The sequence below is a fragment of the Candidatus Eremiobacteraceae bacterium genome (assembly GCA_035314825.1).
In the GTDB taxonomy this organism is placed as follows: domain Bacteria; phylum Vulcanimicrobiota; class Vulcanimicrobiia; order Eremiobacterales; family Eremiobacteraceae; genus JAFAHD01.
Genome location: DATFYX010000069.1, coordinates 1 through 19,022 on the forward strand (window position 1 = coordinate 1; position 19,022 = coordinate 19,022).

Below are 19,022 nucleotides of genomic sequence, written 5' to 3' on the forward strand. Positions count from 1 at the left end.
TACCTCGCGGATGTATTCCGCCCCGATGGTGGCAAGCGCGCACGATTCCGACGCGAGCGCATAGCCGCTGCCATAGCGCCCGATGCACAGCGGCCGCACGCCCCACGGATCGCGGAAGCCGAACAACTGGGTTTCGGTCGCGAGCACGATCGAGAACGCCCCGATGCAGCGGCGCATCGCCGCCTCGATGCGCTCTTCCATCGAGCCGACGGCCGCGTGAGAGATCAGGCGCGCCATCACTTCCGAATCTGAATTGGAGGTGGGCACGAGCGTGTCGTGCAGCTGCTCGCGCAGCTCTTCGGTGTTGACGAGATTGCCGTTATGCGCGAGCGCGAACTGCCCGATCTCGGTGTGCGTGAGCAGCGGTTGCGCGTTGTAGACGATCGACGAACCGGTCGTCGAATAGCGTGTGTGGCCGACCGACAGATAGCCGGGCAGCGACTCGAGCATCTCCTCGGTGAAGATCTGGGAGATGAGCCCCATGTCTTTGTGGCAGCGCAGCGTCTGTCCATCGGAGACCGCGATGCCGGCGCTTTCTTGGCCGCGGTGCTGCAGCGAGTACAGCGCGAAAAACGTGGACCGGGCGACGTCCTCGCCCGGTGCGAAAATCCCGCAAACGCCGCACGCGTCATGGATAGCGTCGTCGCCGGCCTTTGCACGCCAACCGTCGTACGTCGAGGGAAGCGGCGGCACGGGGGGCTTCATGCCTTCATTTTACCATAGGCGGCCAGAATCGTGTACCCCATCGGCGCGCTAGCCGCCCGCCGCACGTCGTGCGATGTCGCTGCGGAAGCGCAGCCTTGTGCCTTCTGGCAGGAGCGCGACGTAGGCCGCGCAGGCTTCATACGCACGCGTTCGAGCGGCGGCGATCGTCGAGCCGAGCGCGGTCACTGTCAGGACGCGTCCTCCCGACGCGCTCACCCGGCCGCTTGCCAGCTTCGAACCGCCCCAAAAGCACGCGACACCATCTGCCGGCGGCGGCAGCGGCAAGTTATCCACAGGATCGGAGCGTTCGGGATAGTGCTCCGAGGCCAGCACGACGCCGACGCAAGCGTCCGGCGAAAACCGGGGAGCTGGAACGTCGGCGCCCGCCGCTACGGCGTGGAGCAGCTCGAAGAGGTCGGATTCCAGGCGCGGTAGCACGACTTGGGTTTCCGGATCGCCGAAGCGCGCGTTGAATTCGAGGACGCAGGGGCCGCGTTTGGTCATCATCAGACCCGCGTAAAGGCAACCGCGGTACTCCATGCCATCGCGGCTCATGCCCTCGCGCACCGGCTCGATCACGTCCTTACGGATGCGGGCAAGCGCGGCGTCATCGAGCGCGTCGGCGGCCGGGGAGTACGCGCCCATGCCGCCGGTATTGGCGCCTGCGTCGCCGTCAAGCGCACGCTTGTAGTCGCACGCCGGCGCGAGCAGGTGCATGACAGAGCCGTCGGTCACCGCCATGACCGAGACTTCCTTGCCTTCGAGGCGTTCCTCGAGCACCAGCGTCGTGCCGCCGCCGGGCAGGGCGTGCTTGCCGTACCACTGATCGAGCACAGGCTGCGCGTCGGCTGGCGAATCCACGACCACGACACCTTTGCCGGCGGCCAGGCCATCGGCTTTGAGGACGACGCCGCCGCTCCATTCGTTGAGCGCGCGCTGCGCTTGCTTGCGATCGTGCGCCACTTTGAACGCCGCGGTCGGGATGCCGTAGCGCAGCATCCATTGCTTGGCGAACGCTTTGCTCGACTCGAGCCGCGCGGCGGCGCGGCCGGGTCCGAACGTCGGGATGCCGGCGGCGCGCATTGCGTCGGCCACGCCGACCGCAAGGGCCGCTTCGGGACCGATGACCGCGAGGCCGATCTGCGCTTCCTTGGCTCGGGCGACGAGCGCGTGCGTATCGGTCGCGGATATGTCGGACCAGTTCGTGCCGAGCAGCGCCGTGCCGGCGTTGCCAGGCGCGGCATAGAGCGCGCTCACCTTGGGCGATTGCGCGAGCTTCCACGCGAGCGCGTGTTCGCGCGCGCCCGATCCGACAATGAGGACGTTCACGACGAGGCGGTTATTGTCGTAGGGAGAAAGGACCTCTCCATGTCGCTGGAGCTATGGAGCACCGTTGCCTCGGTCGGTACCTTTGTCGTCATCGCCGCGACCGCGATTGCGGCTGTCGTCCAACTGTATCATTTGCGCACGAGCAACCAGATCGCTATACTCAACGATTTTCGGAAAGCGACCGAGGACCAGGAGTTCCGCGGGGCCGTCGAGTTCATTCACATGCTGCCGCGCAAGCTCGACGATCGGACATTCAGGGCTGCGCTCATGGGCAGTCCGCTCCCGAGCGAGCTCTACCCTCTCACTCTCGTCGGCCGGATGTATGAAACGCTTGGGGCCTACGTGAATCGCCAGATGCTCGATGCCGACCTGGTCTGCGATTTGTGGGCGCCGGTCGTGCTCGCCGACTGGACTGCCATGGCTGGTACGATCGTCGTCATGCGGCGCACGCGTGGACCAGAGCTGTTCGAGAACTTCGAATATCTTGCGCTCCTCAGCAAGCGCTACTTGGACAGAAATGTCAGCGTCTACCCGAAGGGTCAACCGCGGATCGCTCCGGCGGACGCATGGGCCGCCGAAGACGCGGCCAAACCGCTCACTCCCACTCAATAGTCGCAGGCGGCTTGCTCGTGATGTCGTAGACGACGCGGTTGACGCCCGGCACCTCGTTGACGATGCGCGTCGCGATGCGTGCCAGCGCGTCCGGCGACAGTCGCGCCCAATCAGCGGTCATGCCGTCGTCACTGGTCACTGCACGGATCGCGACCATGTTGGCGTAGGTGCGGCCGTCGCCCATCACCCCGACGCTCTGCAGCGGGGTCAGCACGGCGAAGTACTGCCAGGGCACATCGGGCTCTTTTTCGATCTCTTCGCGCGCGATCGCGTCCGCGCGGCGTAAGACGTCCAGACGCTCGGTGGTCACCGCGCCCAGCACACGGACTGCCAGACCCGGGCCTGGGAACGGCTGACGATTCACGATGTTCGCCGGTAGCCCGAGCTGCCGCCCTAACTCGCGCACCTCGTCTTTGAAGAGCAGTTTGAGCGGTTCGACGAGCCCGAGCGCCATGATTTCGGGCAGTCCGCCGACGTTGTGATGCGTCTTGATCTTGTGGCCGGCCTTGCTGGCAGGCGTCTTGCTCTCGATGACATCGGGATAGAGCGTGCCTTGGACCAGGAACTCGACGCCGGGGATCTTCTGCGCTTCTTCTTCGAACACGGCGACGAACTCGCGCCCGATGATCCTGCGCTTCTCCTCAGGATCGCTCACGCGGGCAAGCGCCGTCAAGAACCGCTTGCCGGCATCCACGTGCACGAGATTCAGATGCAGCACGTCGCGGAACGCCTCGACGACTTGACGCGCCTCGTCTTGGCGCAGCAAACCGTGATCGACGAAGATGCACGTCAGCCGATCGCCGATAGCGCGCGAGACGAGCGTGGCGGCCACCGCGCTGTCGACGCCGCCGGACAGGCCGCACACCGCGCGGGCGTCGCCGATCTGCACGCGGATGCTCTCGACGCTGCGCTCGATGAACGACGACATCTCCCAACGCTCGGAGATGCCGGCGACCTTGCGCAAGAAATTGTGCAGCACGCGCTTGCCGTGCTCGGTGTGCTTCACTTCGGGATGGAACTGCACGCCGTACCAATGCCGGCTGGGATCGCCCACTGCGGCCTGCGCGCAGGTGCCGGTGTGAGCGAGCGTCTGGAAACCTTCGGGTAATTCGGTGACAGTGTCGCCGTGGCTCATCCACGCCTGCGAGTGCGTCGGCAGCCCGTCAAACAGCGGCGAATGGACGGCGTCGACGACGAGCTCGGCTTTGCCGAATTCGCGGATCTCGCCAGGCACGACCGTGCCGCCGAGCGCACGCACGAGGTCCTGCATGCCGTAGCAGATGCCGAGGACCGGTTTGCCCGCTTCGAGCAGCTGCGGCGGGATGTGCGGCGCGCCCGGCGCGACGACGCTTTCGGGCCCGCCCGTGAGGATGAACGCGCTGGGATTGCGCCGTTCGACTTCCGACCACGGCGCGTCGTAGGGAAGCACTTCGGAATAGACCTGCTCCTCGCGCACGCGCCGCGCGATCAACTGGCTGTACTGCGCGCCGAAATCGAGGATGACAACGGTTTCCTGCGCCGGCGTGTCGGCGATGGGCTTTTCAGTGACTGGCGAGGATTTCATAACCAATCGTTTCCGCCAGCCTGTGGTGTCGCCTGCTCCTTGGGCGGTCGAGTAAACTCGACCGCTCCATCAACTTTCACGTGAGCACCTCTGCCAAGCGGCCGGCGTCACGGGCCATCAAGATCTCGCCGGCGATGCGGTCGCCGACCGACATCTCGCGACCCCAGCGGTACGCCGAATACGGCGTGAATTTCGTGCCCGGCGAGCCCGGGATGCGCAAGCTGACGTCGTAGACGACGAACGACTTGGGCGGTCCCGCCGCGATCACGCATTGCAGCGCGAACGGGCCGACGATGCCCGGTGGCCGAGCAGCTCGGGCCGCCGCCACGAAACGCTCGCCCATGTCGAAGGCTTGTTCGAGCATCGACTCGGTGAGCGTGGCTGCGATGTGCCCCGCTTCCTCCATCGAGGGCATGAACGCGCCGCCCAGCGACGCCTGCTCGATCGCCAGCAGCGCGCGCGCGCCGTCGATGTTCGTCTGGCGCCGAGTATCGGTGCCCAATAGCTCGAGCTCGCCGAGCATCGGCGAATAGAAAAAATTCAAGTTGACCGTCGGGCCGAGCACGTATTCCTCGAGCACCGCGCCGGCCAGGCCCTCCTCGCTGATCACGCCTGCGCGCAGCAATGCTTCCGAGCGGCGTTTGTATTGCTCGGGCGATGCCGCGACGAAGAATGCGCGCTCGAACGTCACCTTGGCGTGCGGGGCTTTGATGAGGGTGAGCCCGTCGATCCCATCAGGCGAACGCAGGCGCCGCGGGAAACGAAGACCGGCCGCTTCGAGCAGCCGGTATTGGTTGTCGGGCTCGTCGCGCTCCTCAGCGCGCAGCAGATGGCGCGATCCGAAGAACGGCACGCGCATGCCGCGCTCGATCTCCTCGAACGTGTGGCGCTGGCGCGCGTAGACCTCGAACGAGCGGTTGGGGATGAAGATCGCGTTGCGCCGCAGCAGCTCGATCTGCACGTCTTCCAATACGACGTCCGCGAAGTGGCCGACCATCAACGTGTCGTCCACGCATCCCGTGCCGTCGGGGCGCGAGGCATAGTAGACCGCATACGTACGCTCGCGTCCCTTGACCGTGATGACGAGATTGCGCAAGCCTGCGCGCTTGGCGCCCAGGCACACGTCGAGCGCAGAATGACTGCCGATGCAGCAGAGCGTCAAGTTGGCTGGGTCGTAGCCGGCGAGGACGTCCGCGACGCCCGCCGTCAATTCGCTGGAACTCCCGGTCCGGGTATGCGCGCCAAAGGCGGTTTGCCGTTGCCTTCCTCGACCAAGATCTTGCTGGATTGGTCGAGCACCAATGAGAGGCTGTTGGAGAGCAGCGCGTTCTTGATCTCGCGCGCGATGCGCCGGCCGGTCGACATCGGCTCGGTGTAGTTCAGATACGAGTACGGCGAGCCGTCGATGAACAGGTTGGTGCCGGCGACGATGCGCGCCGAGATCTCCATGAGGAAGAACTCGGCCTCGGGCGTGACGATCGTCTCCAGGCAGAACGCGCCGAACAGTCCGCGTTCCGGACACAGCTCGCGGCTGACGCGCACGACCGCCTCACCCATGTGAAAGGCTTCGGCGAGCAGTGACTCGCGCAGGCTGATCGGCTGGTTGCCGATGACCACGTAGCTGGGTTGGATATCCCAGCCCTCTTGGCTGGCGGACGGGATGCGCCCGAGCGAGTCGACGTTGCTCTCATAGCGCCGGTCCATCGACATGATCTCGAGCTTCCCGGTCAGCGGTGAATAGAAGTAGTGGATGTAGACCGGTACGCCGATGACGTACTCTTGCATGATGTACTTCTGCTCGACGAGATGGGCCGCGCGTTTGTGGAAGTCTTCGGCGTTCTTGACGAACAGGTAACCCTTGCCGCCGTGCGCCCCATACAACTTGACGATCACCGGCCGGTCGATCTCGCTCGCCTTGGTGAACTGGCGCGGCATCTTCAAACCCGCTTGGAGCAGCCACTCGCGCTGACGCATGCGGTCGGCTTCCAGATCCAGCACGGCCTTGTTGCCGAAGTACGGCGTGGTCATGGCCTTGTGCTGGTCGAGCGAGAGATACGCGACGAACGAGCCGTGCGGCACCATCACGATCTTGCGCTTGCCGAGCTCTTTCTCGACTTTCGGAAAATCGCTGTAGCGCGGGATGACCATGACTTCGTCCACGAAGCCGAAACTGGCGTACAGGCTCTCGTTCTGCGGCGTGGTGACGGCGAGGGTGTGGAACCCTTCGTCCTTGGCTCCCTTGAGGATCTGCAGCGCGGAGTGGCTGCCGAGCGTCGCGATCGTATACAGCTCGGGGAGTTGCGCGGACGATTTGCGTGCCATTATTGCCTGTTCTGCTTCGCCTCTGCGCCCATAATTCCCTTATCGCGTGGCGGCGACAGTCCGCGCAGGCGCCGGCCGCACGTGAAACACTTGCGAGAACGGATTGGCCAGCAATTCGCGGCACGCCCATTCGATACGCGCCTTGGGCGCGGGGCCGTTCGCCTCGTGCAAGCGCCATGCGACCCCGCGCGAGAGCGTCTTGAGGCCGCTCAGGCCGAAGGGTCCCGCCAGCAGCGTCACAAGCCCCGACGTCTCGTCATCGCGATCCACCACCAACGCCTCCCATTGCGCGGCGCCATTGCCCTCGGCGGCCGGCGCACTCGAAGGCGCATAGCTGAGGCGATGCTTGTTGGGGTTGAACATGATCTCCGCGCGCATGACCTTAGCCACGAGGTCCTCCGTCGCCGCATGCGGCGCATCGATTTCCAACTCGACGATCTCCGTCCTCTCGACGCGCTCGAGAGCCGTGTAGCCGAGCTGGCGCAGCGCGGTGAGAACGGTGAACGCGGTGTTGTCGGGCACGATCAGGTCGATCGCGATCTCCAGGCGCATCATTGCAGCGTCGGCCTCGGCCCCGGTCCGGCGCGGCGGACCAACGTCACGATCAGGATGATCAAGCCGAATCCGAGGCTTGCGAACGCCAACGCCAGCCATTTGAAGAACGATGCGATGAACCCAGCCGCGACTGGCGGCGCGATCGCAAGCGCGATGCGCGTCCCTTTCCCGCCGGCGTAATCGCAATTGATGACGTACATCCCGGCATCAGGCGCGACGAATTGCGCGATCGCTTTCCCTGCTCGGCCGCCGAAATCGTATTCGGCGTTCAAACTGGCGGGCACGATCTCGATGGTGCGGCCTGTGCGGCTCACGATCGAGCATTTGATGTCCGTGGTCTCGGGCGTTTCGAAGATCTCGCCGTTGATGTCGCTGCGATATTCATAGTAGATGACATACGTCCCCGGCTTGCTCAGGTGCAGCTCGTCGGAACCTGGCACGACGACCCTCGCGAACGCCGTTTGCAGCGATTTGAAATCGCCCAGCGCTCCGAACACGCTGGCAATCATGCCGGCGACGATCACCAGCGCGCCGACACCGTACCAGAGCGCGCTCGCGCCGCTTCTCATCGGCCGCCTGTCCGAGCGCGCAGCGCAGCGGCCATGCACGCGAAGATGGCATGCGCGCCAGCGGTCGCGTTGGGGTCGCCCCGCCGCAGCGCCGGTACGCCGTACGCGACGTTGAGGGACCACGCCGCGCGCTCGGGATGCGGCATAAGCGCGAGCACGTTGCCGGCGTCATTGCAGATGCCGGCGGCGTCGTGCTGCGCGCCGTTGGGCGATCCGCCGGCGTAGCGCAAGATGATGCGGCCGCGCTCTTCGAGATCGTCGAAGACCTCAGGGGCGCCGGTGAAGCGCCCCTCGCCGTGCGCCAGCGCCATGCGCATCGCCGTTCCCGGCGCCAATCCGTCCGTGAACGCGCAACGCTGCGGCTCGCGGTCGACGACGACGTCCACCATCAACCCTTGGAAATGATGTGCCGGCAGATTCTTGGCCAAGGCGACCTCGCCGAGCATGCCTGCTTCGGCGAGCACTTGGGCCCCGTTGCACAGCCCGAGGACGAGCTTGCCCTTGCCGGCTTCTTCCTTTATAACAGCGACGGTCGGGCTCTTGGCTGCGATGGCGCCGGCCCGCACACGGTCCTCATGCGCGAAGCCGCCGGCGATCACGTATGCGTCGAAGGCGCGCAGGGTCTCGGGGTCTTCCGACCACCAGAACAGCCGCGCATCCACACCCGCGTCGCGACAGGCATCCACCGTCTCGACCTCAGAGTTCGTGCCGGGGAAGACGATGACGGCGACTTTCGGGTCAGGCATAGAGCGCCTTTAGGGGCTGCGTCCACACTATGGCCGCCTGCGCGAGCGGCACGTCGCACGACTCGCCGCCGACGTGGATAGATCTTCCGCCCGTCTTGCCGATCAGGACCGGCTGCGCTCCTTGCGCGCCGCAGATCCATTCGAAGGCGGTGCGACGCATGTCCGCCACCTCGACGACGAAACCCGGCGCTTCTCCGAACAGCGCGGCGCACGACGTTACCCCAGGTGCCCACTTCGCGGGTGCGTCAAGTCGGACCCCGATAGCGCCATCCGCGTCGCCGCCCAAGCACATCTCGGCGACGCAGGCGAGCAGCCCTCCATCGGAGATATCGTGCGCCGCGCTGATGATGCCCTCGCGGATACCGGCGACGACGGCATAGATCGAGGCGTTCGCCTCGGCATAGTCCAGCGGTGGCAACTCGGCGTCTTCGTCTCCGCGAATAGCTTCCAACACCGAGCCGCCCAGTTGGTCTGCGCGCTTCCCCAAGAGATAAAGGCGCTTGTCAGGCCCGGTGAGCTGCATCGTGACGACCTTACCCACGTCGTCGACCCGGCCGATGCACGCGACGATAGCAGAGGGCGCGATCGCGGCGCCGGCCGCCGACTCGTTGTACAAGCTGACGTTGCCGCTGACAAAGGGCAGCGGTTCCCCCGGCCGGTTGAGCTGGAGGGCCGCAGCCGCTTCTGCGAGACCGTCGATACCGTCGACCAGCTGGCGATAGGCGATTGGATCCTCCGGGTCGCCGTAATTGAGACAATCGGTGAGTCCGATGGGGCGCGCGCCGACGGCGGCGACGTTGCGCGCGGCCTCGACGACCGCGTGGGCAGCCGCCTGCTTCGCCGAGATCGCACCATAGCGCGGGTTGCCGTCGACCGAAAGCGCGATTCCCGCGCGCCCGCCGCGCTTGATGATGAACACGCCCGCATCTGCATAGCCGGACGGGATGACGGTCGCCCCGCGCACGAAGCGGTCGTAATGCTCGATGAGCGGGCGCCGGCTGCAGACGTCCGTGTGCGCGAGCACTTCAAGCAGCGTCTCGCCGATTGTAGCGGTCGAATTTATTCGACCGTCCGAATTTGCCCGACCGGCATGGATTCTTCCACTCCCTTCAGGTGCAGCCGTGCGCTGCACCACGATCGGCCCGGCAAGCACGTCGATCGGAACGTCGACCACCGCTTCGCCGCCCGCGCGCACGATATAGTGCCGCTCTTTAGTCACTTTGCCGATCACCGCCGCGCGCGCGTTGGCCGACACCTCGGGCAGGGTGAAGCGCTCGTTGTAGATCTGCAGCAGCGCCGGTGTGAATGACGACGGGACGGCCCACAGCATGCGCTCTTGCGTCTCCGCGCACGCGATGACGAAGGGCGGCAATCCTGGCACCGCTTGCGGCACCGCGTCGATATCGATCGCACCGCCGAAGCCGCCGGCATTGCACAGCTCGCAGCTGGCGCCCATGATCCCGCCCGCGCCCAAGTCCTTATAGCCGACCTGCAGCCCGCGCCGCCGGATCTCATCAAACGCCGCATAGCTCGCGCGCATGATGACGCTCTTGAGGAACGGATCGGGGACCTGCACGGCGCTTTTGTTGGATTGCGCCAGCGACGCGTCGAGCACGAGCGAGGCGAACGCGGCGCCCCCGAAACCAGAAGCGTCCGTCGCTTTGCCGACGAGGACGAGGTCGTACCCCGCGCCATCGGACGGCACGCGGCTGTGGATGATGCGATCGGCAGGCACGATCCCCAGCGACACGACGTTGACCAGGCAATTCTCGTTGAACGAATCGTCGAAGTACACGTCGCCGGCCAGGTTCGGCACGCCCACTGCGTTGCCGTACGCGCCGATGCCGTCGACCGCCGCCGCGGCGACGTACGCGGCGTGCGATCCGGGCACCGGCGTGCCGAAACGCAACGGATCGGCGCTGGCGACGACCTCCGCGCCCATGCACAAGACATCGCGCAAGATCCCGCCCACGCCGGTCGCCGCGCCTTCGAACGGCACGACCTGCGATGGGTGGTTGTGGCTTTCATGCGCCACCACCACGCCGTACTCGACGCCGTCGACCGTACCTGCGCGCAAGACGCCCGCGTCTTCGCCGACGCCGACGAGCACGTCCGCGCTCACGGTCGGCAGTTTCCGCAGCAGCGGGCGGCTGCTCTTATACGAGCAATGCTCGCTCCACTGGATGGCGAACGCGTGCGCCTCGGCCCGCGTCGGATCGCGGCCGATGCGCTGCGCGATCGAGCGCAATTCGGCGGGTGAGAGCGCGAGCGCCTCGCGACGAGCGAGGCGCTGCAATTGGTCGTCGGTGGCCCCCGCTACGGGGAGCGGTTCGGCCGAACGTCTGATCTCGGTGGCGGTCGAATTCATTCGACCGTCATTCACGCGCCGCTTTCCCGTTCGGGGGTGCCGCCGCCATGCGCGCATCGGAGTCGATCACGCTCTTGCGGCTGCGATACTGCGACACCAGCACGCGGCCGAAGAGCACGGTGTCGTCTACGCCGAGGATCTTCGCCGCGGCCAGCGCAGCGTTCTCGGGCTCCAAGACCACGACGCTCGCCACACCGGAGGGCAGCTGCAAGCTCGAGAGGATCTCCATGCCGGCCCAATTCGAACCGATGACCGGACAGGCGATCACCGGGTTCGGCGTCGCTGCGTCGACGAAGGCTGAGAGCGCGTTGCTGCGGCCGGCGATGGTGATGTAGACGACTCGCCCCATCGCGCTGTCGGTCTGTTGGACGCGCGTGAGCGCGTACAGCGGCGTCTTGTGCGCCGACGCGACGTGCTTGGTGCTGGGAATGCCGAAGCCGGACAATGCTTTGCCGATCCGTTCGGCGTGCGCGGCGTCCCCGGACGAGCCCATGATGATGGCGACGAACCCGCCGACGCTCTTCTGGAACTGCGCGACGCGCTCGGCGACCTCTTCGTACTTCTCCTTGACGGCGCCCAGCTCGCTGTCTTTGGGAGTCCCCATGTTGCGATAGATCTGCTTGTCGAGCATACGCTTGGGATCGCCGCCCGGCCAGACGCGCCATGAATCGTTGTCGATCACGTCCGCCAGCAGGATCTGGCTGCCGCCTTCGGCGGTCTTGTACCGTCCGAACTCGACCTTCAAATCGATCAGCAGGACGTTCTGCTGCTTCCAGGCATGCGCGAGGATCTCGAAGACCAGCAGTGCGACGTCTGTCATCTCCGCCAGCTCCGCAGGCGTGGCGAGATTTTCGGTGATGATCTGCTCGGCGCTGTACTGCGGATCGTGGCGCGCGTCGTCTTTGAAGAAATATTCCACCAGGCGCGGCGCGAACACGGTGCCTTCCTTGACCGCCGGGTGGCGCTTGAGGTACGAACCGGCGGCCACGCCGCGCACGACGACCTCGATCGGGATCATCTCGCAGCGGCGCACGACCATCTCGTTGCCGTCTTCGTCTTCGCCGCCGCTCATATAGTGCGTCGGCAATCCGCAGGCGTTGAGCAGGCGGAAGATACGCGCCGTCGTCAGCGCCGCCAGCCGGCCTTTGCCGGTGATGACGTTACGCTTGGCGCCGTCGCCGGCGGTGATGCTGTCCTGGGACGATACGATCACCGCATCGGGCTGGTCGGGATGCTGGTAGAGGATCTTGGTCTTGCCGCGCGCGACTTCCGGTCCTTTGTTCATCGCTCTCCTTTATAGTATCGATTCCAGCGTCAGCGGGGCCGGCCTATCTAGAGCTCTGACCTTCAAGGCGAACAGCCGCGCCCGCTCCGCCGCCAAACCCGTGTGCTGCGCCGGATCCATGAGGGCCCGCATCTCCGCGGGCTCGATGTATTCGCTCAGCGCAGGGTCGGCTGCGATCGTATCGGCAAGCGGGTTGTTCTCCGTCTTTTCGAGCGCCTCCCAGGCGCTCATCGACAGTTCTCGCAAGCGCTCGTGCAGCGCCTGACGATCCGCACCGCGGCGCGTGGCCGCCATCAGCACCGCCTCCGTGGCGGCGAAGGGACCGAAGCGTTTGAGGTTGGCGGCGATGCGGTCTTTGTCGACGCGCAAGCCGGCGACGACCTTATGCGCGAGCGCGACCACCTCGTCGGCCGCCAAGAAGGTCTCGGCGATGGCCGAACGGCGGTTCGCCGAATCGTCGAGCGTGCGTTCGAGCAGATTGTCCGCCGCGTTCTGCCACATCACGCCCGCGTTGGCATTCACGAGCCGCGCCAGCGAGCAGATCCGCTCGCTCATGATCGGATTGCGTTTGAACGGCATCGCCGACGAACCCACTTGTTTGGCGCCGAAGGGCTCGCCCAGCTCGCCGAACGGACTGCTCGCGAGGATGCGTATGTCGAAGCCGAACTTGCTCGCGCTGGCGGCCAGCGCCGCGACGCCCGATACGACGATGTAATCTAGCCGGCGCGAATAGGTCTGACCCGTGATCATCGAGGCTTGCAGCCCGAAGGTCGAGAGGACGTCGCGTTCGACGTCGTCCGGCGACACGCCGGTCCCGTGCAGCAGCGCTGCGTACGATGCCGACGTCCCGACCGCTCCGCGCAGCCCCTTGCTGGGCAGCCAGCTCGCCAGGCATTTGAGGTTCTCATAGTCGAGATAGAAATCGTGTGCCCACAGGCTCAGCCGATAACCAAGCGTCGTCGGCTCCGCCGCCTGCAGATGCGTGTATGCCATGCAGGTTAGATCGGCGTACCGTTCGATCTGGTCCGCGAAGACGTCGAGCAGCGAGCGCAGCGCGCCGCACAGCATCGACAGCGCGACCTTCATGCGCGCGGTCTCGACGTTGTCCTCGATGTCCATCGACGTCGCGCCCAGGTGCAGCTTGCCGCCGCCGATCTTGGCCTGGTCGGCGTACACCCGGAGTTCGGCCATGAGGTCGTGATGGATGAGCGCCTCGATCGCGTCAGCCGCGTCCAGGTCGACGGCGTCGACGAAACGGCGCAGGTCGGCGATCTCCTCCGGCGTGATCAGCCCCGCGCGGCTTTGCGCTTGCGCAAGCTCGAGCCATAGATGGCGCCACATGCGTCGCTTGGTCTCTTCCGAGAACAGCGCGCGCATGGCGGGACGGCCGTATCGCCAAGAGAACGGTGAGGAATACGCTGTCTTCACGGCACTCTCGTCGTTCGGCGCGGGACGCGCGCGCCCTCTGTGCACCCGGATAAGCGAACGCGCCGGCCGAATCGGCGCGGCGAGGTGACCGACAATGGGCGTCATTTCTATCGCGGCATACCGGCCGCATCCGGGGAAGCAAGCACAACTGCTCGATTGCGTGCGCGACCATATGCCCGTGCTCCGCGCTCAGAAACTCGTCACGCAGCGGCCCGCTCAAGCGATGCGTGCGAAGGACGGCACCATCGTCGAAGTCTTCGAGTGGGAGTCCGACGACGCGATCGAACGCGCGCACTCGAATCCCGAGGTCCACAAGCTCTGGGCGCGCTTCAACGAAGCGTGTGAGTATGTTCCGCTCGCAAGCCTCGCGGAGTGCTCTGAGATGTTCGCCAACTTCGAGCCGCTCGATCTGCCGTAGCGGCGACGTCATCCATGAAGCGCCGAAGCAGGATGTTCACTTTGACCGGATGGCGCAGGTGCGGCGCATGGCCGCCTCCCGCAATCGTGACAAGCGTACCGCCGGTCGCCTTCGCGACACCGGCGCCGGCGGAATGCGCGATCACCTCGTCGTCGCTGCCGTGGATGACGAGCACCGGACACGCGATGCGCGCATAGTACTGCGCGGCCTGTGCTAGGTCGGAGGGCGGTTCGCCCGGAGACTCCGGCGCTTCGTACGTCGCGATCAGCACGTCGGCGTTGGTCTCGTTGCCCCAGCCGATCACGTCCTCGATGCCCTTGGTCGAATGCGGCTCGGTGAGCACTTTGCCTGCGAAAAACGCAAGCCAGTCGTCATACGCCCGCTTCCAGTAGTGCTTGTTGTGTTTCGCCCAGCCTTCTGACGTGGGGAGCGGCTCGCTCCACGAGAACGCCGTGCGCTCCGGACGGCCTTTCGCGCCGAATGGCGCGACCGGGCCGATGAACACCGCGCCCGCGACCCTCGATGCGTGGTTCGCGGCAAGCATTGCTAAGTGGAGGCCGCCCATCGAGTAGCCGGCGACCGTCGCGCGCGCGGTTACCGTCGCGTCCATCACCGCGAGCGCGTCGTCGACGAAGTTCTGTGCCGAATACGCCTCCGCCCCGCTTGGTCTGCTCGATTTGCCGTTGCCGCGCCCGTCAAACGCGATGACGCGGTAATGCCGCGCGAAGTACGGCACCTGCAGTTTCCACACGCGCGAGTGGACGAGCGACCAGGTGGGCAAGAACAGCAGCGTCTTCGGGCCGGACCCGAACACCTCATAATAGATGCGCGCGCCGGCATTCTCGACGTAGCCGGATCCGTCCGGCTCGCGCGCCCTCACAGCAGTTCCGCGATACGCTTCGCCGCGCGTGCGGCGCCGTCGGTCTCGACCGGCCTGTACCCGACCGGGCGTTTCAGCTCGCTCGCGATCGCCGCAGCGATGTCGTCGGGCGTGGCAGTCGCATAATCCATGCAGCGGCCCGCGCCGTAGCGCTCGAGCCGATGGCGGACGTGGAAGTTCTGCTCGAAGTGATGGCGCAATGGGAAATATAAGAACGGCCGGCGGTTCGCGGTGAGCTCCATAGTCGTCGACAGTCCGCCCTGCACGACGGCGATATCGCACGCGGCGAGGTGGCGGTACAGCTCGTGCACGTATGCACGCACCTCGAGCCCATCCGCTGACGGCAGGGAGGCGGGATCGATGCGCGGGCCCGCGACCGCGATCATCCGCAGGTTCGGCACCAGGCGTTTGGCTGCCGGGAATGATTCGATGACGCGGCGCAGCAAGTGGCCGCCGACGCCCGATCCTCCGACCGTCACGATGCACACCGTTTCATCCGGCTTGTACCCGAGCTCGGCGCGCAGCGCCGCACGGTCCGCGAACGCGGCTGGATCAAAGCCGGTGACGTAACCGGAAAAGTCGAAGTGCTCGCGCGTCCAATCGGCGATGAGCGGCAGATCCGGCCCGAAGCGATCGGCCACGACGTCCTCAGGATTGCCGACGAAGATCGAGCGGTCGCGCAGGCGCGGATAGCGCGCGATGTGCTCGATCATCTCGGCGTTGTAGTCCGAGGTCAAGAACGCCTCGCGCTCGCCGCCGTCCTCCATCGGGATCCAGCCGACGAAGTCGGTCATCCACACGTAGGCGGCGCGCTTCTCCTCCGGATTCTCGTGCAGGAAGTAGTCGAGCTCCCAGGCCTCGTCGCCGATCCATAGATCGTACGGCTCGTCGCGCACGATATCGTGGAACACCATGAAATTGTTGACCAAGATCTCGTCCATGCGCCGCACGGCCTGGAACGCGTGCAGATCGTGTTCGGCCGACTCGCTTTCGATGTGCTTGCTTTCGCTGGCGAGGAAGCGGCTGGCCGGATGGATGCGTTCGCCTTCGGCCTCGAGCACGCGCGTGACCGGATCCTGCGCGAGCCAGTCGATCTCCAGGTCCGGCCGCAAGTGCCGCAGCTCGCGCGCGATCGCGATGTCGCGCTGCGCGTGGCCGAGCCCGATGGGCGAGGAGATGTAGAGCGCGCGCCGCCGGCGAGACCGGGCTGTCGTCCAGCGCTGCTCTTTGACCGGTGCCATCGACGCGATCCTTTCCGCGAAATCCCGCAACAGCAGGTTGACCTTGACAGGCTGGCGCCCCCACAAGACGTGGCAGCCGCCTTTGACGACGATCAGCTCGCCGCCGGTCGCTTGTGCGACCGCCTCGCCGCGCGTCGGCGATACGAGCCGGTCGTGCTCGCCGTGGATGACGAGCACCGGACACTCGATCTTGCGATACAGCTCGGCCACCTGCGGGTCGGCAGCCGTCAGCGTGCCCAAGTATTCGGGCGCATCCACCGTCGCGAGCAGCGTCTTCGGATCGGTCTCCAATCCCCAGCCGACCGAGTCTTCGATCTGTTTGGTCGAATGCGGCTCATCGATCGCCTGGCTGAAGAAGAATTCGAGGAAGTCCTTGTAGTTGCTCAGCCAGTAGTGGCGGTTCTCTTTGGCCCAGCCTTCGTACGAATCGCGCGGCTCGTCGAACGAGAAGCCCTCGCGCTCCGGCATCGACTCGCCGTAGGGCGAGACCGGTGCGAAGAACACGAGTCCGTTGGCGCGCTGCGGATGTTCGCCTGCCAACAGCGTGGCCACCCACGCTTCCGTGCAGATGCCGACGATCACCGCTTCCTGCGTGCCCGTCGCGTCCATGACCGCGATCGCATCGGCGACGCGCTTCCAATCCGTGTACTGATTCGGATCCTGCGGCCGATCGGAGCGTCCGTTGCCGACCGGGTCGTAGGTGACGACGCGGAAGTGGCGCGACAGGTAGGGCACTTGCGCCTTCCACGTGCGCGAGTGGTTGATGGCCCACGGCGGCAGCAGCAAAATCGTCTGCGGTCCGTCGCCGAAGACCTCGTAGAAGATCTTGAGGCCGTCGCGCTGCGCGTAGCCGTCGCGATCGGGAAGCCGGGCTCTCATCGCGATCCTGCGCCCCGCGAGCGCTTGCGTTTCTCGAGCGACTCGAGCCAGCTGTCGATCGCCTTGAGCAGCGCGCTGTGGCCCGAGTGGATGCCTGAGAGACGCTCAAGATGGATGCCTTCGTTGAACGTGCCGACGAGCGTGACGACCGCTTCGAGCGGGAACTGGCTGCGATCGAGGCCGTACTCGTCCAGCGCCTTGTCGAGCGCTTCTGTGATCACCTTATACCACGCGCGGTCGACGTTGACGACGCGCTTGCGTATCTCGGGATCATTCCAGCCCATCGCTTGCAGCTCGTACCATATCTTCGCGTAGCCGCTGGCCTCGTCTTCATCGAGGTAGCGCATCGCGGTGCGCCACTTCTCGATGAACGGTCCCGGCGCCGCGTACATCTCGCGCTGCCGGACGATGAGCCGGTCCGTATAGCGCTCGAGCACCTGCAGCAGCAGCTCTTGCATCGAGCCGAAGTAGTAGTGTACCAGTCCGTGGTTGAGCCCTGCCTCTTCGGCGAGCTTTCGCGTCGTGATGGCGGCGTAGCCGACGCGGACGAGCAGACGCTCGGCCGCGTCGAGGAATGCCTGCTCTGCATCTTCGCGCGCCGGCGTGATGCCGACGCGTTGGCGTTGTGTCGCTTTGATCGTCATGTCCTCCGCATGGGTTGCGTTGGCTAGTCCGTGCGCTACAGTCCTGGTATCGAGTGCGGTGCCAGGAGCGCGACGAGCGCGAGCGCCGCGAGCGCGATGCCCACCGGCACGACGGCGCGATCGCCGCCGGGCGCGCCCTTTTCCACCAGCATCACCACGCCGAGGACGCCCATCCAAGCCAGATGCGCCACGCCCGCGGCGAACATCACGAGCATGAGCGCCCAGCAGCATCCCAGGCAGAACAGCGCATGCCCGATCCCGATGCGCAAGCCGTTGGACGCGCCGCGTCGGTAGTGGCGTGCCAGGTACATGCCCGGATGCCGGCACGCGCGCAGGCACGCGTCCTTGAGCGGCGTCAGTTGATAGACCGCTGCCAGGCCCAGCGTGCCCGCGAGGATGACTTGCGAATGCGCGCCGAGCCACGCCCACGCATCGACAAGGCGATGCAGCTGCATGTCGCCGGCGAACGCCGCTAACGCGAACGCCGTCCACACGCCGAAATACGATGCGAGGAAGAGCGCGAGCGCATGCGGGTATTCCGGCGCGTTGCGCGCCGCTGCGGCGTACATGCGGATGAAGCCGAGCGACGACGGCAGCATCATCGCCGCCGTCATCACTTGCCAGGCGCCGAGCACGATCAGTGCGCTCATCCAGAACGGCCGTCCGCTTTCGTAGAGCGCGTGGTGATGGAGCGCCGCGGCAGTACCGCTCATCTCCGCCCAGCCGCACAGCCCCCACGCCCCGACGATCGCCGCGCCCAAGATCCCGAGGGTCCAGACGTAGCCTCTGTCCGTTGCGGTTGCGGGTGCGGTGATCGTCGCCATGATGACCCTAGGCCTCCATCCGGAAGTCGCCTTGGATCGCGTTGCGGTCTTTGAACGTCCACACCATGTCGTATTCGGGGATGTTCACGACGTGCTCGGACGCCTTGGAGACATATGCGGGTGCGCCGGCGATCGTGCTGAAGACGCTGTCGCGCAGCGTCGTCGCGATTCCGGACGCGCTCGTGTAGGGCGCCATCGTCGCCCGGACCTTGTCGCCGATCACGATCGTGCCTTTGCCGCCGAACAGCTTGTGCTCGATCGGCATGTCATGGATCGCGAGGTCCTCTTTGATGAGCCCGTTGAGATCGGCTAGCGGACCGCCGAGCCGGCCGTGCCAGGCGTCGAGAATCGCCTGCCTCTGCTGCGGCGTCGCTTTGGAATCGACGTATGTGACCCGCGTCCAGCTCTTGGGCACGAGCACGTTGCCCGGGATCTTCACGACCTGGACGTAGGTGAGGCCGGAGACGTCGATTCCGTTGATCTCGCCTTTGTCGATGTGATAGGCGTTGAACGCGTCGCACGCGCCGTTGTCGGGATCCTCTCCGATCCAGCAGCGGCACAGCGTGCGGCACGAGCACGCCTCGAGCAGCGTTCCTGTGAGCACATAGGTCCTTGCCGCCTTCTGGCTTTGGGTCTGGGTCTGCGTCGCCATG

Annotated in this window: 18 protein-coding genes; 2 read left to right on the forward strand and 16 right to left on the reverse strand. The window is 65.8% G+C overall.

The window, feature by feature from the left end:
* The coding region (locus VKF82_09230; protein ID HME82245.1) for a class II glutamine amidotransferase at nt 1-705 on the reverse strand (705 nt) is incomplete at its 3' end.
* Nucleotides 706-753: 48 nt separating this feature from the next.
* Complete coding sequence (gene purD / locus VKF82_09235; protein ID HME82246.1) at nt 754-2,034, reverse strand: phosphoribosylamine--glycine ligase; 1,281 nt, start codon at nt 2,032-2,034, stop codon at nt 754-756.
* A 39-nt stretch (nt 2,035-2,073) separates the two neighbouring features.
* On the opposite strand from purD, the gene VKF82_09240 reads away from it, so the two are divergent.
* Complete coding sequence (locus tag VKF82_09240; GenBank protein HME82247.1) at nt 2,074-2,646, forward strand: hypothetical protein; 573 nt, start codon at nt 2,074-2,076, stop codon at nt 2,644-2,646.
* Here the strand turns inward: VKF82_09240 and guaA are convergent.
* The 9 genes from guaA to purB all read right to left on the reverse strand — a co-directional run bounded on the left by guaA (nt 2,630) and on the right by purB (nt 13,588).
* Entirely contained in the window at nt 2,630-4,210 is a 1,581-nt protein-coding gene (gene guaA, locus VKF82_09245; GenBank protein HME82248.1) for a glutamine-hydrolyzing GMP synthase, read from the reverse strand. The genes VKF82_09240 and guaA overlap by 17 nt on opposite strands.
* A 76-nt stretch (nt 4,211-4,286) precedes the next feature.
* Nucleotides 4,287-5,420: a DUF1297 domain-containing protein gene (locus VKF82_09250; protein HME82249.1), complete on the reverse strand. Its 1,134-nt coding sequence runs from the start codon at nt 5,418-5,420 to the stop codon at nt 4,287-4,289.
* On the reverse strand, nt 5,417-6,532 hold the full coding sequence (locus VKF82_09255) for a formate--phosphoribosylaminoimidazolecarboxamide ligase (GenBank protein HME82250.1): 1,116 nt from the start codon (nt 6,530-6,532) through the stop codon (nt 5,417-5,419). The genes VKF82_09250 and VKF82_09255 overlap by 4 nt, the downstream gene beginning before the upstream one ends.
* Nucleotides 6,533-6,571: 39 nt before the next feature.
* Nucleotides 6,572-7,087 carry a phosphoribosylformylglycinamidine synthase subunit PurS gene (locus VKF82_09260; protein HME82251.1) on the reverse strand — a complete coding sequence of 172 codons (516 nt, stop codon included), beginning with the start codon at nt 7,085-7,087 and terminating at the stop codon, nt 6,572-6,574.
* A complete protein-coding gene (locus VKF82_09265; GenBank protein HME82252.1) occupies nt 7,084-7,656 on the reverse strand; it encodes a hypothetical protein in 573 nt (190 codons plus the stop codon). The genes VKF82_09260 and VKF82_09265 overlap by 4 nt, the downstream gene beginning before the upstream one ends.
* The gene (gene purQ / locus VKF82_09270; GenBank protein ID HME82253.1) at nt 7,653-8,402 is read right to left on the reverse strand and encodes a phosphoribosylformylglycinamidine synthase I; all 750 of its coding nucleotides are present in this window, start codon (nt 8,400-8,402) and stop codon (nt 7,653-7,655) included. The genes VKF82_09265 and purQ overlap by 4 nt, the downstream gene beginning before the upstream one ends.
* Nucleotides 8,395-10,770 (reverse strand): phosphoribosylformylglycinamidine synthase subunit PurL, encoded by a 2,376-nt coding sequence (purL, locus tag VKF82_09275; GenBank protein ID HME82254.1) that lies wholly within the window; start codon nt 10,768-10,770, stop codon nt 8,395-8,397. The genes purQ and purL overlap by 8 nt, the downstream gene beginning before the upstream one ends.
* 7 nt (nt 10,771-10,777) lie before the next feature.
* Nucleotides 10,778-12,055 (reverse strand): phosphoribosylaminoimidazolesuccinocarboxamide synthase, encoded by a 1,278-nt coding sequence (locus VKF82_09280; protein HME82255.1) that lies wholly within the window; start codon nt 12,053-12,055, stop codon nt 10,778-10,780.
* A gap of 9 nt (nt 12,056-12,064) precedes the next feature.
* Nucleotides 12,065-13,588, reverse strand: coding sequence for an adenylosuccinate lyase (gene purB, locus VKF82_09285; protein HME82256.1), 1,524 nt, complete (start codon nt 13,586-13,588; stop codon nt 12,065-12,067).
* Between purB and VKF82_09290 the strand changes: the two genes are divergently transcribed.
* Nucleotides 13,578-13,901, forward strand: coding sequence for a hypothetical protein (locus VKF82_09290; protein ID HME82257.1), 324 nt, complete (start codon nt 13,578-13,580; stop codon nt 13,899-13,901). The two genes, purB and VKF82_09290, sit on opposite strands and share 11 nt — an antisense overlap.
* On the opposite strand, the gene VKF82_09295 is transcribed toward VKF82_09290, so the two are convergent.
* Genes VKF82_09295 through VKF82_09315 form a run of 5 tightly spaced genes read right to left on the reverse strand, consistent with a single transcriptional unit; the run spans nt 13,813 to nt 19,021 of the window.
* Complete coding sequence (locus VKF82_09295) at nt 13,813-14,781, reverse strand: alpha/beta hydrolase (protein HME82258.1); 969 nt, start codon at nt 14,779-14,781, stop codon at nt 13,813-13,815. The two genes, VKF82_09290 and VKF82_09295, sit on opposite strands and share 89 nt — an antisense overlap.
* Entirely contained in the window at nt 14,778-16,901 is a 2,124-nt protein-coding gene (locus VKF82_09300; GenBank protein HME82259.1) for an alpha/beta fold hydrolase, read from the reverse strand. The genes VKF82_09295 and VKF82_09300 overlap by 4 nt, the downstream gene beginning before the upstream one ends.
* Nucleotides 16,898-17,545, reverse strand: coding sequence for a helix-turn-helix domain-containing protein (locus VKF82_09305; GenBank protein HME82260.1), 648 nt, complete (start codon nt 17,543-17,545; stop codon nt 16,898-16,900). Before VKF82_09305 ends, VKF82_09300 begins: the two co-directional genes overlap by 4 nt.
* 35 nt (nt 17,546-17,580) lie before the next feature.
* Nucleotides 17,581-18,369, reverse strand: a complete 789-nt coding sequence (locus VKF82_09310; protein HME82261.1) for a DUF2182 domain-containing protein — start codon at nt 18,367-18,369, stop codon at nt 17,581-17,583.
* A gap of 7 nt (nt 18,370-18,376) precedes the next feature.
* Nucleotides 18,377-19,021, reverse strand: a complete 645-nt coding sequence (locus VKF82_09315; GenBank protein ID HME82262.1) for a DUF1326 domain-containing protein — start codon at nt 19,019-19,021, stop codon at nt 18,377-18,379.
* Between the last annotated feature and the right edge of the window lies 1 nt (nt 19,022).